Annotated in this window: 9 protein-coding genes; 6 read left to right on the top strand and 3 right to left on the bottom strand. The window is 51.5% G+C overall.

Going from position 1 to position 15,940, the window contains the following annotated elements; translation table 11 throughout:
• Positions 1–188: 188 nt before the first annotated feature.
• On the bottom strand, positions 189–4,778 hold the full coding sequence (gene gltB / locus C1752_RS14535) for a glutamate synthase large subunit (protein ID WP_110986792.1): 4,590 nt from the start codon (positions 4,776–4,778) through the stop codon (positions 189–191).
• Between the two features lie 389 nt (positions 4,779–5,167).
• Between gltB and C1752_RS14530 the strand changes: the two genes are divergently transcribed.
• The 3 genes from C1752_RS14530 (at position 5,168) to C1752_RS28465 (ending at position 7,649) form a co-directional block, all read left to right on the top strand.
• Positions 5,168–6,895 (top strand): succinate dehydrogenase/fumarate reductase flavoprotein subunit, encoded by a 1,728-nt coding sequence (locus tag C1752_RS14530; RefSeq protein WP_110986791.1) that lies wholly within the window; start codon positions 5,168–5,170, stop codon positions 6,893–6,895.
• A gap of 336 nt (positions 6,896–7,231) precedes the next feature.
• Positions 7,232–7,396, top strand: a complete 165-nt coding sequence (locus tag C1752_RS28470; RefSeq protein ID WP_158535105.1) for a hypothetical protein — start codon at positions 7,232–7,234, stop codon at positions 7,394–7,396.
• Between the two features lie 85 nt (positions 7,397–7,481).
• Positions 7,482–7,649 (top strand): hypothetical protein, encoded by a 168-nt coding sequence (locus tag C1752_RS28465; RefSeq protein WP_158535104.1) that lies wholly within the window; start codon positions 7,482–7,484, stop codon positions 7,647–7,649.
• Here C1752_RS28465 and C1752_RS28960 read toward each other — a convergent pair.
• Positions 7,641–8,516, bottom strand: coding sequence for a pentapeptide repeat-containing protein (locus tag C1752_RS28960; protein ID WP_199464404.1), 876 nt, complete (start codon positions 8,514–8,516; stop codon positions 7,641–7,643). The genes C1752_RS28465 and C1752_RS28960 overlap by 9 nt on opposite strands.
• Before the next feature lie 143 nt (positions 8,517–8,659).
• Positions 8,660–10,768: a M3 family metallopeptidase gene (locus tag C1752_RS14510; RefSeq protein WP_110986788.1), complete on the bottom strand. Its 2,109-nt coding sequence runs from the start codon at positions 10,766–10,768 to the stop codon at positions 8,660–8,662.
• Positions 10,769–11,118: 350 nt separating this feature from the next.
• On the opposite strand from C1752_RS14510, the gene C1752_RS14505 reads away from it, so the two are divergent.
• The 3 genes from C1752_RS14505 (at position 11,119) to C1752_RS14495 (ending at position 15,905) form a co-directional block, all read left to right on the top strand.
• Complete coding sequence (locus C1752_RS14505; protein ID WP_110986787.1) at positions 11,119–11,994, top strand: S1 RNA-binding domain-containing protein; 876 nt, start codon at positions 11,119–11,121, stop codon at positions 11,992–11,994.
• Positions 11,995–12,039: 45 nt separating this feature from the next.
• Complete coding sequence (locus tag C1752_RS14500; protein ID WP_110986786.1) at positions 12,040–13,803, top strand: RDD family protein; 1,764 nt, start codon at positions 12,040–12,042, stop codon at positions 13,801–13,803.
• 227 nt (positions 13,804–14,030) lie between these two features.
• The gene (locus tag C1752_RS14495) at positions 14,031–15,905 is read left to right on the top strand and encodes a M48 family metallopeptidase (protein WP_158535103.1); all 1,875 of its coding nucleotides are present in this window, start codon (positions 14,031–14,033) and stop codon (positions 15,903–15,905) included.
• Positions 15,906–15,940: the final 35 nt, after the last annotated feature.

Below are 15,940 nucleotides of genomic sequence, written 5' to 3'. Positions count from 1 at the left end.
AGTAACACCAGCATTAAGCTGGCATTACTGAACAACAACGCTTTAGCACGAACATTCACAGGAGAACCTGAGGAAGTATTTTAAGGTCCTAGGGTACCCAGATTTTCTTCTTGACTGACAGAAAGGTTGTGTCGCAAGTGCGCCAAGGCACTGTTCAACTTGTGCCGTCTTATTCTGAGAGTAGAGTTCTAGCTACCACTAATTCGGGCGACATCGCGAGCATTTTGCTCAAAAGCAGCCGACAGCGCATCATCACCACTCAATCCATCCTCGATCGCCTTCTCAATCGCCTGCAAAACTCGCTTATAATCACGCGGCATTACCTTCACAAACTTCGGCAGCATCCCCTCCCAATCTGCCAGAACCTTAATGCCCCTCTTGCTCTCGGTATAGTCAATATGCCGCTGAATCATCTCCTTGAGATCATTGATCTCTTCAGGATCTTCAAGCTTCTCTAGCCCCACCATTTCAGTGTTGCAGCGAGTCGCAAAATCACCCGCCTCATCCAACACGTAGGCCACGCCGCCGCTCATGCCAGCGGCAAAGTTGCGCCCCGTCGGACCCAGAATTACTACCTTGCCGCCAGTCATATACTCACAGCCGTGATCGCCAATCGCTTCCACAACGGTGTGAACCCCAGAATTGCGAACGCAGAACCGCTCCCCGGCCATGCCGCGAATAAAGGCTTCGCCACTGGTGGCTCCATAGAAGGCAACGTTGCCGATAATGATGTTCTCTGCCGGTACAAAGGTCGAAACCTTAGGCGGATAGAGGATGATCTTGCCGCCGCTCAAGCCCTTGCCCACGTAGTCGTTAGCATCGCCCTCTAGCTCTAGCGTCACGCCCTTGGGCACAAAAGCGCCAAAGCTCTGTCCGGCGCTGCCGTTGAAATGGAGGTGCACCGTATCTTCCGGCAGTCCTTCCCAATGGCGCTTGGTGATCTCGTTGCCGAGAATGGTGCCGACGGCGCGGTTGATGTTCTGGATAGGGACCGTGGCTTCGACCTTTTCGCCTTTTTCAATTGCAGGCTGACACAGATCGAGCAGCTTCGTCATATCTAAAGACTTCTCTAAGCCGTGATCTTGCGGAATCTGGCAGTAGCGACCCACATCATCAGGCACGTCGGGCCGATGCAGAATGTTAGAGAAATCCAGACCTTTGGCTTTCCAGTGGTCGATCGCACGTTTCGGCTCCAGCACATCGGAGCGCCCTACCATTTCGTTCAGGGTGCGGAAGCCCAGTTGTGCCATCAGTTCACGTACTTCTTGGGCGATGAACTTCATGAAGTTGACCGTATGCTCTGGGTCGCCCGTAAATTTCTCGCGGAGCTGCGGATCTTGAGTAGCGACGCCTACCGGACAGGTATTCATGTGGCAAACGCGCATCATAATGCAGCCGAGGCTAACCAGCGGCGCAGTGGAGAAGCCAAATTCTTCAGCTCCCAGAAGGGCCGCAATTACAATATCCCGGCCTGTTTTGAGCTGACCATCAGTTTCCACGACGATACGGCTACGGAGGTTGTTGAGAACTAAGGTTTGATGGGTTTCAGCAATGCCGAGTTCCCAAGGTAAGCCAGCGTGTTTAATTGAGGTTTGAGGCGAGGCTCCGGTGCCGCCGTCAAAGCCAGAGACGAGAACTACGTCGGCATGGGCTTTGGAAACGCCTGCTGCAATGGTGCCAACACCGACTTCAGAGACGAGCTTGACGTTGATGCGGGCGTTACGGTTGGCGTTTTTAAGGTCGTGAATCAGTTCCGCTAGATCTTCGATTGAGTAGATATCGTGGTGGGGTGGGGGCGAAATTAGACCGACGCCAGGGGTGGAGTAACGGACTTTGGCAATCCAGGGGTAAACCTTTCGTCCTGGAAGCTGACCGCCTTCTCCGGGCTTCGCGCCCTGAGCCATTTTGATTTGAATTTCTTTAGCCTGAGATAGGTAGAGACTGGTGACGCCAAAGCGACCGGAGGCCACCTGCTTGATGGCGCTGTTTTTGGAGTCACCCTGTTCGTTAGTCCAAGTGAAGCGTTCGGGGTCTTCGCCGCCTTCGCCCGTATTGGATTTGCCGCCGACTCGATTCATTGCGATCGCAAGTGACTCATGGGCCTCCTTCGAGATCGAGCCGTAGCTCATCGCCCCAGTTTTAAAGCGTCGAGTGATCTCCTCAATCGGCTCCACCTCATCTAAAGGAATCGGCTCTCTATCTTTAAATCCCAACAACCCACGCAGCGTAAACAACTGCTCATTCTGCTCATTCACAAGAGCAGAATATTTCTGAAACAGCTCAAAATCAGCCTTTTGAGTGGCCTGCTGCAGCGTATGAATTACCTGTGGACTAAAGAGATGGGCTTCCCCTTCCTTCCGCCACTGGTATTCGCCACCCACATCAAGAGTATGCACTTCCACATCACGATCTGGGAAGGCGTGGCGATGGCGCTGAATCGCTTCTTCTGCCAGAACTTCTAGGTCAGCTCCCTCAATCCGGGAAGCAGTCCAGCTAAAGTATTTATCCACCACAGCCTTATTGAGGCCGATGGCTTCAAAGATCTGAGCGCCGCGATAGCTCTGGATTGTTGAAATTCCAATTTTAGAGGCAACTTTAGTGACGCCTTTCGTTACCGCCTTAATGTAGTTTTTGCAGGCCACTTTGGGTTCAATATTCACCATCAGACCCTGAGCAATCATGTCGTGGATGGTTTCAAAGGCCATGTACGGATTAATCGCGCCACAGCCGTAGCCAATCAGCACCGCATAGTGGTGGACCTCTCGGGGTTCGCCCGATTCCAAGACAAGACCGACGCGAGTGCGGGTACCTGCGCGAGTCAAGTGATGATGGAGGCCAGCGACAGCAAGCAATGCTGGGATGGGAGCGTTGGTTGCGTTGAGGTTGCGATCGCTCAAAATAATCAAGCTTGCCCCAGCCGCAATAGCTTCATCAGCCTGCTGACAAACTTGATCCATTGCAGACTCTAATCCCTTGACCCCAGCATCAGGGTCAAACAGAATGGGCAGCGTCACAGACTGAAATGGATCGCCGTCCAATGCCTTTAGCTTTGCCAAGTCATCATTGGTCAGAATCGGCGTCTTTAGTTCAATTAAATTGCAGCTTTCTGGTTCTGGCTGGAGCAAATTTCGCTCTGAACCAATGGTGGTTTCAGCCGAGGTAATAATCGCCTCTCGAATCGAGTCAATCGGGGGGTTCGTTACCTGAGCAAATAACTGCTGAAAATAGTTATAAAGCAGCTTGGGCTTATTCGACAGCACCGCCAGCGGTGTATCGGTCCCCATCGCCCCAATCGCTTCCACCCCGTTATTCGCCATCGGAGCCATCAGCATCCGTAGTTCTTCAAAGGTGTAGCCAAAGGCCATCTGACGCTGCAAAACCGTCTCAGCATCATAGTCAGGTGCAGCCGCCACTACCGGAAGCTGATTTAAGCCCACCATCTGCTGATCAAGCCAGTCTCCGTAGGGATGCTCAGCGATGATTTTGTCTTTAATCTCTTGGTCTGCAATGATGCGACCTTCGGCCATATCGACGACAAACATCCGACCGGGCTGGAGGCGACCTTTGCTTAACACTCGCTCGGGTTCAATGGGCAGCACCCCGGCTTCAGAGGCCATAATCACTAGGTCATCTTTAGTGACGTAATAGCGAGAAGGGCGTAGACCATTGCGGTCCAAAACCGCGCCGATCATCGTGCCGTCAGTGAAAGAAATCGAAGCCGGCCCATCCCAAGGCTCCATTAGACAAGAATGATACTTATAAAACGCCTTCTTCTGAGCGCTCATCGATTCGTGGGCTGTCCACGGCTCGGGAATCATCATCATCACAGAATGAGGAAGCGATCGCCCTGCTAAAAACAGCATTTCTAAAGTGTTATCAAAAATTGTGGAGTCACTACCCTCAACATTGATAACGGGCTGTACCTTTGCCATGTCCTCGCCAAATAGTTCTGACTTGAACATCGACTGACGGGCATTCATCCAGTTAATGTTGCCGCGCATGGTGTTGATTTCACCATTGTGAGCAATGTAGCGATAGGGATGCGCCCGGTCCCAGCTCGGGAAGGTGTTGGTGCTAAAGCGGGAATGAACCAACCCCAGCGCACTTTCCATCTCTGGGTCATGCAGATCGGGGTAATACTGGCCCACTTGAATTGGCATCAACATGCCTTTGTAGACAATGGTGCGGCAAGACAGTGTCGAGACATACCAATATGGCTCAATGCCAGAAAGCTTAATGGCATTGTGAGTGAGCTTCCGCAGCACATAAAGCTTGCGCTCAAAGGCTAAATCGTCAGCGACACCGGCACCTCGCTGGATAAAGACCTGCTCCATAAACGGCTCACTCGCCTTGGCCGTATTCCCTAGAGACGAGTTATCTGTCGGGACATCGCGCCACCCCAGCACCCTATGCCCTTCTGCCGTCGCTATTTTTTCAAATTCTCGCCGACCGGCTTCACGCTGCTGTGAATCGGGGGACGCGTAGATCATGCCTACGCCGTACTGCCCAGGTTCGGGGAGTTCAAACCCCAGACGCGCTGCTTCTTTAGAGAAAAATTTGTGAGGCAGCTGCATTAACAGACCTGCGCCATCACCTGTATTGGTCTCGCACCCACAGGCCCCTCGATGGTCAAGGTTTACCAGAATTGTTAGCGCCTGTTCAATAATCTCGTGGGACTTCTTCCCTTTTTGGTGGACAACGAAGCCCAATCCGCAGGCATCATGCTCAAACTGTGGATCGTAGAGGCCTTGCTGAGAAGGACGAGAATAGCTATTCATATTAGTGACGCAGTAGGTGAAGCTGAACTGAGTGAGGTCTATCTAACCCAAGAAGTCCAGGGATTCCCAGAGTACTAGAAATTGCCCAGGTATTTCAATGAAGTCATGGGAAGCGCTGCAGGTCTCAGCGCAGGTTCAAACAGCTGATCTTTCTAAAACGAGTTCCCCTCTGACCTGCTTGATTTCTTGATTGTAAGACTGATGCCCATACCGTGCACAGCGATTGATACTGAACTTGATCTTCAATGCTTAAGACGACTTGATCAACGTGCCGTTCTCCCGTGAGCAGCCTTTAGGATTAAGCTATCTCTGATCGTTGCTGAGAAAGGTAATGGTGAATACGAGTTGCGTTCGCATCTCATTCCCCCAAGCTGATAAAGGATATTTCTATGTTTGAGCATGATGTGGTCATCGTTGGCGGCGGACTCGCAGGCTGTCGAGCAGCCCTCGAAATTGCCCGCATCGACTCGGCTATCAGCATTGCCATGGTTGCCAAAACCCATCCTATTCGGTCACACTCCGTCGCCGCTCAGGGAGGCATGGCCGCAACGCTCAAGAATGTTGACATTCAAGATAGCTGGGAAGCCCATGCCTTCGACACGGTTAAAGGCTCAGATTACCTAGCCGATCAAGATGCTGTCGAGGTTCTCACCCGTGAAGCCCCTGAAGTGGTCATCGATCTAGAGCATCTCGGTGTCTTGTTCTCTCGCCTAGAAGATGGTCGCATTGCCCAACGTGCCTTTGGCGGTCACAGCCATAAGCGCACCTGCTACGCCGCTGACAAGACCGGACATGCCATCCTTCACGAGCTATACAACAATATCGTTAAGCACGGCGTACAGATCTACGACGAGTGGTACGTCCTCAATCTGATTCTGGAAGACGATCAGGCCAAGGGTATTGTCATGTACCATCTGCTCGATGGCGAGATCAAAGTTCTGAGAGCTAAGGCAGTGATGTTCGCCACTGGGGGTTACGGGCGCGTCTTCAATACAACCTCTAATGATTTTGCTTCGACCGGAGATGGCTTGTCGATGGCGGCAATGGCTGGCATTCCCCTAGAAGATATGGAGTTTGTGCAGTTTCACCCCACAGGGTTATATCCTGCAGGCGTCCTCATCTCTGAAGCCGTTAGAGGCGAAGGGGCTTACTTAATCAACAGTGAAGGGCATAGATTTATGGAAACCTATGCCCCCAAGCAAATGGAGTTAGCCCCCCGCGACATTACCTCCCGCGCCATCACCACCGAAGTTAGAGCCGGTCGGGGCATCCATCCAGATGGCAGTGCCGGTGGACCGTTTGTGTATTTAGATTTGCGGCACATGGGGCGCGAAAAAATCATGAGTCGCGTTCCGTTTGCTTGGGAAGAATCTCACCGGCTCGCTGGCGTTGATGCTGTGATTGAACCGATTCCGGTTCGTCCCACCGCTCATTACTCAATGGGGGGCATCCCCGTCGATACAGAAGGCAAAGTGCGCCGCAGCGCTGATGGGTTTATTGATAATTTTTTTGCGGCTGGTGAATGCGCCTGTGTCTCGGTGCATGGTGCCAATCGATTAGGCAGCAATTCGCTTTTAGAATGTGTTGTCTATGGACGCCGAACAGGAGCCACCATCGCCCGATTCGTGCAGAACCAAAAGCTACCGGAAATTGATGAATCGAGCTATCTGCAGCAGGCTCATGACAGAATTCAAGCCCTTCTAGACCAGCAAGGAACAGTGCGGATTAACGAGGTTCGCCAGCAGGTTCAGGACTGTATGGCCGAGCACTGTAGCATCTTCCGAACCGATGAAATTATCTCCGAAGGGCTAGCAAAATTGCAGGCTTTAAAGCAGCGGTGCAGCCAAATTCGGCTCGATGACTATGAGAAGGTCTGGAATACTGAAATCATCGAAGCATTGGAGCTGCAGAGTCTGTTGATTGTGGGCGAGGTGATTATGACGGGCGCACTGCAGCGTCAAGAAAGTCGAGGTGCTCATTCTCGGGAAGATTTTCCACAGCGCAATGATGAACGGTTTCTAAAACATACGCTAGCCTATTACTCTGCGGCTGGAATTGATTTGCAGTATATGCCGGTCAATCTCAATATGTTTGAACCGCAAGAGCGCAAATATTGAAGCTGCATAGGTAATAAAAAACCTCAGGTGGTTTTCCTGAGGTCTGCTGTTGTTTCGTTGTGGCTTTAAGGTGCTGACGTAACTTCTGGCGCTGTTTTTTTAGCTGTCTCAGGCGGGCACTTGCCTGCCGAGACTTTTTGTTTCGCTGCCTCCCTCGACGGGGAGACTCCCAAGACTTAAGTCTCATCACTTCAATGTGTATATTTGCAAATGGATTCGTATCTTAGCAAATGAGCCGCGTGACCGGCATCACAAGAGTCAGAGAGCAGCGTCACTGTATCTCTGATGTCGAAGCAAGATACTGAGTGGGCACAATAAGTCAGTGAGGATAGATTGATGAACGGGATAGCTTTCAAGCCGGCATTAATCTTCAGTCATGCAATGGTGTTGACGCTCCTGGCAATGATGATGATGGCAGAATCCCCATCTCGCCTTGGTCATTTCGTGCAGGGAACAGATGTTGACCGTCACGCCAAGATCTTTGCCAGTCATCTTTTCTGAAGTCCTGAACCCACTCAGGAAGGGATCTGGCTGTCAGCGAATGGCCCTAAGGCTTGGATAATAGGTACTTGACATGCTCTCTTCCATGAAATCTACTGCCCCTTCATCTCCGTTTTTTGTTAATCTTCAGCAAGCTTTCCAAGATTGGGTTCGCCGCGTCATTATTGATGACGATCCCTATGATCCTTTGACGATTGAAGACTTAGAAGAAGAAGCGACTGTACATGCGGTTGAGGCTGCTGAACTAGTCTAAATAGGTGCCGTCTGGCATTGTGACTCGCTCTAGGTTTGCGTTGAGTAAGTTGGCGTCTGTGAGGTCAGCATCGGTAAAGTTTGCCCCTCTTAGCTCAGCCCAGCTCAAATTAGCACCCGTGAGATTGGCACCTATGAAATTGGCCCCTTGAAGCTTTGCGCCCTGTAAGTTAGCGTTGCTGAGATTGGCGTGTCGCAGTTGAGCGTGGGTTAAGTTGGCGTGACCAAGGCTGGCGTTGCTGAGATTTGCCCATACGAGCTGCGACTCTTGTAAATTTGCCAGGGTTAGATTGATGCCCTGTAGGTCTGTTTCATTGAAGTTGGACTGTTGGAAGTCGCGACTCCCGGAGCCATAGGCCTGAACCATCTTTTCGACTGCGGGGCTGTAGTGGATGGTGTTATGAGCTTGACTTTGAGGCGTGGATGGCCCGTCTGCTGCTGTCGTATTTGCAGTTGTGCTAGGTGCTATTGGAGCAGACTGCGGGGGAGAGCTTGGGAGGTTCGTCTCCGGGTGGCTTACTTCTGTAGACGGTGTTTGAGTGATGGTTGCTGCAACCGTTGTGTCTGCCGATGCTAGACAATCGAGCTGCTGCATCCAGTGGGGAAGTTCGTCACCGACCGTATGCCCATAGACTTCGAGGGCGTGGATCTGGCTAACCTGCAGCTGACTGATAGTTTGCTGTATCAAAGGAACCAGGGTCGATTGATTTGGAATGTTGGTAGATTCAATACTGATTTGTAGGCAGTCTTTGCGGATGCAAATGTCATGAACCTGGTTTGCATGGGGTTGAAGGGTCTGATTTAGTAGCTGCTTGATGGCATCGAGATCCCCAGTCTGGGCAAGGGCGAGCAGATTTTCTTCCGGCATGAATTCAGGTTAATGGGACAATGCAAAATGCTCCGGTTCAGACGATTGGATATAGAGTCTGATTTAAGCGTGGGGCTGAACCCCAGCCCGAGTAAATTACATTGTCCCAGACATTGCAGTGTTCACCGTAAAGTTTTAATGCGCTACGCTGCCTGCAATCCGCTATGACGTAGCAATGCCTCAGAGCTGGGTTCACGGCCCCGGAATGCTTTGAAGATTTCCATGGGGTGTTGGCTGCCGCCAAGGGCTAAGATGGTGTCTCGGAAGCGTTGGCCGGTGGTTGCGATCGCATCTCCATCTTCCAGCCCCGCCTCTTCAAACGCCGCAAAAGCATCAGCACTCAGCACCTCAGCCCACTTGTAGCTGTAGTAACCCGCTGCATAGCCTCCGGCAAAAATATGCCCAAAAGCACAGAGGAATGAATCTTCGGGCAACGGAGCAAGTACCGTCGTATTTTCTGCAATCTGGCTGCGAAGTTCATGGGCGCTCGATCCAGTTCCTGGCTGATAGCGAGAGTGAAGTGCAAGATCCACTGAGCTAAAGTGAACCTGACGCAGCGTCATTGAACCACTCATATAGGTGCGAGCCGCAACAAGACGCTGAAAATACTCCTCTGGTAAAGGTTCACCCGTTTCGTAGTGGCGAGCCATCCCCATCAGCGTACTGCGGTCATAGCACCAGTTCTCCATGAACTGACTGGGTAATTCAACCGCATCCCACTCAACGTTGTTAATGCCTGCCGCCCCCGCATAATCCACCTGGGTGAGCATGTGCTGTAAACCATGACCAAACTCATGGAACAGGGTTTCCACCTCTCGGAACGTCATCAAGCTGGGGCTACCGTCCACTGGGGGCGTTTGGTTGCAGGTCAAATAGGCCACCGGGAGTTGCGTTGTTCCGCCGCGCTTGACTCGGCCCAAGCAATCATCCATCCAGGCACCGCCTCGCTTTTCCGCAGGGCGGCTGTAGGGGTCGAGGTAGAAGTGTGCAATGGTCTCCGACCGGCCTTCGGCCATCGCCTCACCCGCCTTCGCCACCTGAAAGTAGCGCACATCAGGGTGCCAAACGGGTGCTTCACCATCGGCAGCGGTGACCGTAACCCCAAACAGACGATTCACTAAGCCAAAGAGTCCCTCCAAAACCTGAGGCAAAGGGAAATAGGGCCGCAGCTGCTCATCGGTTAACTCATACTTCGCCTCTCGCTGGCGCTCAGACCAAAAACCTGTATCCCAATGCTTCAGCTCAGGTACGTCAGGATCCTGCTGCTTCGCAAAGGCCTGCAGCGTTTGGAGTTCATCAAGGGCGGCATCATAGCTAGACTGACGTAATTGCTCTAACAGCGCCTCAACCTCAGCCACCGAAGGCGCCATCTTACTGGCCAAACTGACCTCTGCGTAGGTCTCATAGCCCAGCATCTGTGACTCTTCTTGCCGGAGCGCTAAGATTCGTTCGATGATGTCTCGATTGTCGAGTTCACCACTAGAGGCGCGGGAAATATAGGCTCGGTAAACCTGCTCCCGCAAATCACGCCGTCGGCTGTGCTGCAAAAAAGGCCCAAAGCTAGGGGCATCTAAAGTGATCTGCCAAGGACCTGATTCGGGTGTTGCATCTTCTTTCCCCGCCGCACGAGCGCTTTGAGCTGCCAAGCTCAGCAAGCTCTTGGGGAGTCCCTCCACCTCTGCTGGCTCCGTCAGCATTAAATTGAACGCCTTTGTTGCATCTAAAACATGATTTGAAAACTGCGTAGATAGCTCCGCTAACTCAAGCTGAATGGCATTGAATCGCTCTTTCTTCTCTCCCGTCAGCCCGACACCTGATAATTCTGCATCTTGAATGGCTCGTTCAATCACTCGCTGCTGGGCACTTTCTAGCGTTGACCAGGCTTCAGAGGCTCGAATTGCTTTGTAGCCCTCATAGAGCGGCTGACTCTGGCTGAGCTGATTAACGAACGTGACCAACTGTGGCTGCACCGCTTCGTAAGCCTCGCGTAATTCAGGGCTGTTCTGCACCCCCATGAGATGCCCGACAATGCCCCAACTCCAGCTGAGGCGCTCTTCAAGCTGTTCTAGTGGCTCCACTAACCCCGCCCAAGTTGGCTGCACTTGAGATTCTAAGGCTGAGAGTTCTTGTTCTAGCTCCTGCAAGAGCTGCGTCATCGCCGGTACGACATGCTGCGGCTCAATCTGATCGAAGGGGGGCAATCCCTGACAGATCAGCAGGGGATTGGTCGTGGAAGCAGGAGCAGTAGTCATAGATTCAATGTCAAATCTGAGTGGTGTTCTTCCTCTCAGTATAAAAAGTTTGAGGCCCCCATTGTGGTCGGAAACCAGAAGGAGCCGCTATGAACTTTCTTCAATGAGCGCCTGAGATATTGTCAATCATTGACGGCACGCATTCTATTGACACTAAGGACGGTCGCGGGGTGGAGGACATTCTGATCGTAAATTTAATGGAATTTTAGTCAGGGAGAGCTAAAGTCCCACCGACTTTTCTGTGTTGAGTTGCGATATGACGGCTCACTGCAGAATCGTTTGTTTCCATCTGGCGCGTGCTATAAAATCGATACCGGACTCTCTACTACCCACATTACTGGACCAAACCTTTGACATTCTCTGCTGATGACTTTGCCCAGGCCCTCGCGCAGCACGACTTTAATTTTGAGGTCGGGCAAACGGTCCACGGGAAACCCGTAAGCCACGATAACGATGGTGTCTATGTTGATATTGGCGGCAAAGCAACGGCTTTTTTGCCTCCGGATGAGATCTCTCGCTTTGCCCAGCCTGATCTAGAGGTCATTGTCCCTTTACATGAAGACCGCGAGTTTTTAATCGTCAAGGGCGAAGATGCTGAGGGTAAGGTAACCCTTTCCATTCGTCGTCTAGAAATCAAGGCCCTTTGGGGACGTTTGGCAGAGCTAGAGGCCGACAGTCAGACGATTGAGGTCTATGTCACAGGACTGAATAAGGGCGGAGTGACGGTTGATGTGGAAGGTTTGAGGGGCTTTATCCCTCGATCTCATCTCGTTGAGCGAGACAACCTAGAAGCGCTTAAGGGGCAAACCCTGACCGCTGGTTTTTTAGAGGTGGACCCAGACCGCAATAAATTGGTTCTCTCTAACCGGCAGGCGATGCGCTCTACACGTATTGGTGAACTTGAAATTGGTCAATTGGTATCCGGTACGGTTCGAGATTTAAAGCCCTTTGGTGCCTTCGTTGATCTGCAGGGCGTCTCTGGTCTGCTTCATATCAAGCAGGTCAGTCAGACCTATATTTCTGATTTGACCAAGGTACTGACCGTCGGTGACAGCATTAAAGCAATTGTGCTGGACTTAGACCCAGGGCGCGGTCGCATTTCGCTCTCGACGCAGGTGTTGGAGAACCGTCCAGGCGAAATTGTTGAAAATCTAGAGCAGGTGATGGGTGAGGCAGAAGACCGCGCCCGTCGGCACCAGGAGAAACTACGGCAAGCGAGCCAATAATCGGGCATTCTAAGTCTGTAACCTCTCGCGTTCTCCCCCCGTCCTATGTCAGAAGGTTCTCAGCTCAATCAGACGCTGCCCACGCTCTCGCCGGGTAATGTTGTGACAATTGGGGCCAGACTTTTCAGCCTCAATGGAGGCAACTATTTTGTGACGAGTCTGCTCGCGCACCTGTGGCTATATCTTGGTTTTTTTGGTGCTGCCTTAGGGCTAGGGGTTATGGCCGCGATTGCCTTTGCGGCTGCAGATAATAATCCTGCTGTTACGGCTGGCGTTATCGGGTTAGGGGCGCTGGTGATGCTGCCTCTGTTCGCTTTTGTTTGGGGACGTTATTTAGCCTCTGGGGCGTTGATCTCACGGCTGGTTTTTAACTTTCTAACCCATCAAGAGGAATCTCTAGAAACAACGCGATCGCAAGTTTATCCAAACGTCTGGTGCTATTTTTGGGCGAGTGTTTGGCAAGGGCTAATCCTGCTGCTGGTCTATGCCGGAATTGCAGGATCTCTCTACGTTCTGTGGATTAGTCTTTTCCCTTTGTTTACAGCTTTCTCTCTCAATCGTCTTTGGGAAAGCGGGGATACGGATGTGAGCGCCTTTGTCTGGACGAGTTTGTTCCTGCTGGCCATGCTGCTGCTGTTGGCTATTTTTCTTGTGATTTATTACGTCACGTCCCGCCTGTGGTTCTGCGACGCGATTTTGGCTTTAGAAAACCAGGTGGGGCCTTTGGAGTCTGTGCAGCGAAGCTGGCAGATTACGCGTAACCAAGGCTTCAACGCTATGACGGTTCTGTTTGTCGGAACGATCGTGACGACGCCCCCGACGATTATGGCCTCGCTGCTCAATACCTTTGTGCCTGTGGTGGGTATCCTGATGGGCGTGGTGGTTTTTCCCTTTTGGCAGGCCGCGAAGGCGGTGCATTACTACGAGCTACGACGGCGGAATGAGGGGCTATCTTTTGACTTCGAAGCCCTGCCGGCTCGTCCTCGTCAGTATTTGAGGCGCGTGGCCCTGAAAACCCCTGAAAGTATTGAGCTGGACTTTGCCCTCGGCGGGCTTGGGAGCCGCTCGCTGGCCTGGATCACTGATCAAACGCTGTTGTTTTTGAGTTTGGCGCTTGTTTGGCTGTTGGGTTCTGCTCTCTACGCCTATGTTGTGGTGCCTGCTGTGGTGGATGGGCCGTCATCAATCGCTCTGGATGATTTGAATCTCTGGGTGTTTGCGATCGCATCTCTGCTCACCTATGCTTTCTCCAACGGTTACTACATCGCTTTTGAGACGTTTTGGCAAGGACAAACACCGGGTAAACGCTGGGCAAAAATCCGCGTTATCCAAGACAGCGGACAGCTCGTCGGCCTACGAGAAGCCGCCATTCGCAGCCTTATCGGTCCCCTTGATCTCGGCTTTTTCTTCCTGGGCGTTGTGTTAGTTGCCTTTGGTAAGTCAGAAAAGCGTCTAGGCGATTTTGCTGCCGGTACCCTTGTGGTTCAGGACGAGAAACGACAGGGTGTTCGCCAGCCCACCGTCCAGTTGCGCTTTGGAGAGCGGTCACAAACGACAGCTCAAACTCTAGTCCAGGAAGCTAATCTCAAAGCTTTGACCGCCGATCAGTATCTGACCTTGCGCGATTTTTTGGGCTACCGTACCCAGCTTGAACCCGCCATCAGAAAGAAAGTAACCGTGGGCCTTGCCAGCCAGCTCCGGCAAATTATTGCCCCGCCAGAATCGGTCGCAGCCCTAAACTTTATGGATGAAGAACTACTTGAGGCGACCTATTTAGCCTGTCGAGATACGATTTATAAGCAGGCCTAGTGTTCTAAACGGATTGATTCCTGAAGCATCTGTAATGATGTTTATTCCCAGATTAGAGGAGAGCTACAGGTTGGGACCGTTGATGTGTGCGGTTGTTTTGTGATGGGCAACCTGACAGCAAGGCTACCAAACAAGCTGTGAATTACTTCAAACATCAAAATCAAGCTCGTAAAAAGACCCGATATATTTTGGGGTCATTTGTGATTGCGATTTCAATGATCATTCTGATGTTGTACGCAACCGCGGTCCCTGCTCTTTATCTGCTTTGGCAACTGACGATTCCACATCGCGCCATGATTGGTATGGGGCCTGATGAAAGGACGTTTGAACCAGAAATATTTTGGACCTTCTGGGTTTGGTGGACCCCTCGAACCTTGATCATTGTCAGTCTAGTGACGCTGCTCATTATTGGAGGTGGGTGTTTCTACAAGTGGCGGATAATTCATCGCGGCGGCAGAGCAGTCGCAGAATCTCTCGGCGGTCAGCTCGTACCCCCTGATACTCAAGATCGACATGAAAGAATATTACGTCACGTTGTCGAGGAGATGGCTATCGCCTCAGGAATGCCTATCCCAGAGGTGTACGTGCTCCGCCATGAAGCAGAGATTAATGCCTTTGCTGCTGGATTTACCGTCAATGATGCTGTGATTGGTGTGACTCAGGGCTGCCTCAAGCATCTGAAGCGCGATGAATTACAGGGAGTGATTGGTCATGAATTTAGCCACATCCTCAACGGAGATATGAGGCTGAACATGCTCTTGATCTCAGGGCTTCACGGAATTTTGATTATTTCTATTGTGGGTCGGTGGTTACGCTCTGAATCCAACGCAATGGGTCTTGGTTCTGCCCTGACGATCACCGGACGACTGAATCTTTTAGTAGGCCGCCTAATCCAGAGTGCGGTGTCCCGTCAGAGGGAATTTCTTGCTGATGCTTCGGCGGTGCAATTTACCCGCGATCCCCAAGGACTCGCTAACGCATTAGTAAAAGTTTTGAAACAAGGGTCTCAGATTCAGACCCCTGAGGTTGAATCTGCTAGCCATCTATTTTTTGGCAATGTACTCCGCTCCAAAACTGCAAATTGGTGGGCAACCCATCCACCGATTGAAATGCGCATTGAAAAGTTAGGGGTTGAAGTTCCTGACCCGAAGTTTGATCGGAAGACACGTTCAGTTAGTGCAGCGCAGAATATCCTCAACATGGTGGGGATGACTGCTCTTGCAAATGGGTCAATGCCTGAAGCCTCGGAATGCTCCGCTTCTGTGGAGAGCGGGATGGAGCCTGACTTGATTGTCAATACCGTGGGGACCGTTGCGCCCGAACATCTTGCCTATACCCAGTTACTTCTGGCTCAATTGCCTGACGAAATGCAGCAATCTCTGCAGTATAGAGAGGATGCGATCGCAATTATTTATGGCCTCTTGCTTGATCATCAAGAGTCCATTCAGACTCGTCAACTGGAATTTTTACTGGCGACCGAATCTAACAACCGAGTGCAAGCTGCCCAACAGATATATGAGCGACTAACCTGTCTTGATCCGCGGATGCGGTTGCCCCTCTTAGACCTTACTATTCCAGCCCTGCGGCAAAGTTCTGTGGCTCAATTTCGAACTTTATTAGAGCAAGTCGATGCCCTCATTAACTGTGACGGTCAATGTTCGCTTGCAGAATATAGTCTGCGCATGATTCTAAAACAGCGCCTGCAGCCTTATTTTGAGCTTGCGCCGAGGATCAGCAAGCGGGCGACGATGAATTCACTATGGCCTGATTGTGTCTTGCTTCTGTCTGCCTTAGCCCATGTTGGACATCCCACCGCTGAATTGCAATTCCAGGCCTTAAAAAGCGGCCTACAGCGATTACCGGAAGCCTCAAAACAGACCTTGCCCACGCAAGTGCCTGATTTCACACTGGCTTCATTAGAGCTTGCCATTGAGCGGCTGTCCCAATCCGTCCCTAGACTGAAGCAGGTCATTGTTGATGCCTGTGCTTATACCGTTCTAGTGGACAGTGTTATCACGTTGACGGAAGCTGAATTGTTGAGGGCCATCGTTATTGCCCTCAACTGTCCTTTGCCGCCCTTCCTCAAGGTATTGCGTCCATAAGCATTGGGTTTGTGTGTCAGGTAAAGGGACACATT

It is taken from the genome of Acaryochloris thomasi RCC1774 (genome assembly GCF_003231495.1).
Lineage (GTDB): Bacteria > Cyanobacteriota > Cyanobacteriia > Thermosynechococcales > Thermosynechococcaceae > RCC1774.
The sequence above is the reverse complement of the archived record's forward strand: the minus strand, read 5'-3'. Positions and strand labels throughout refer to the sequence as shown.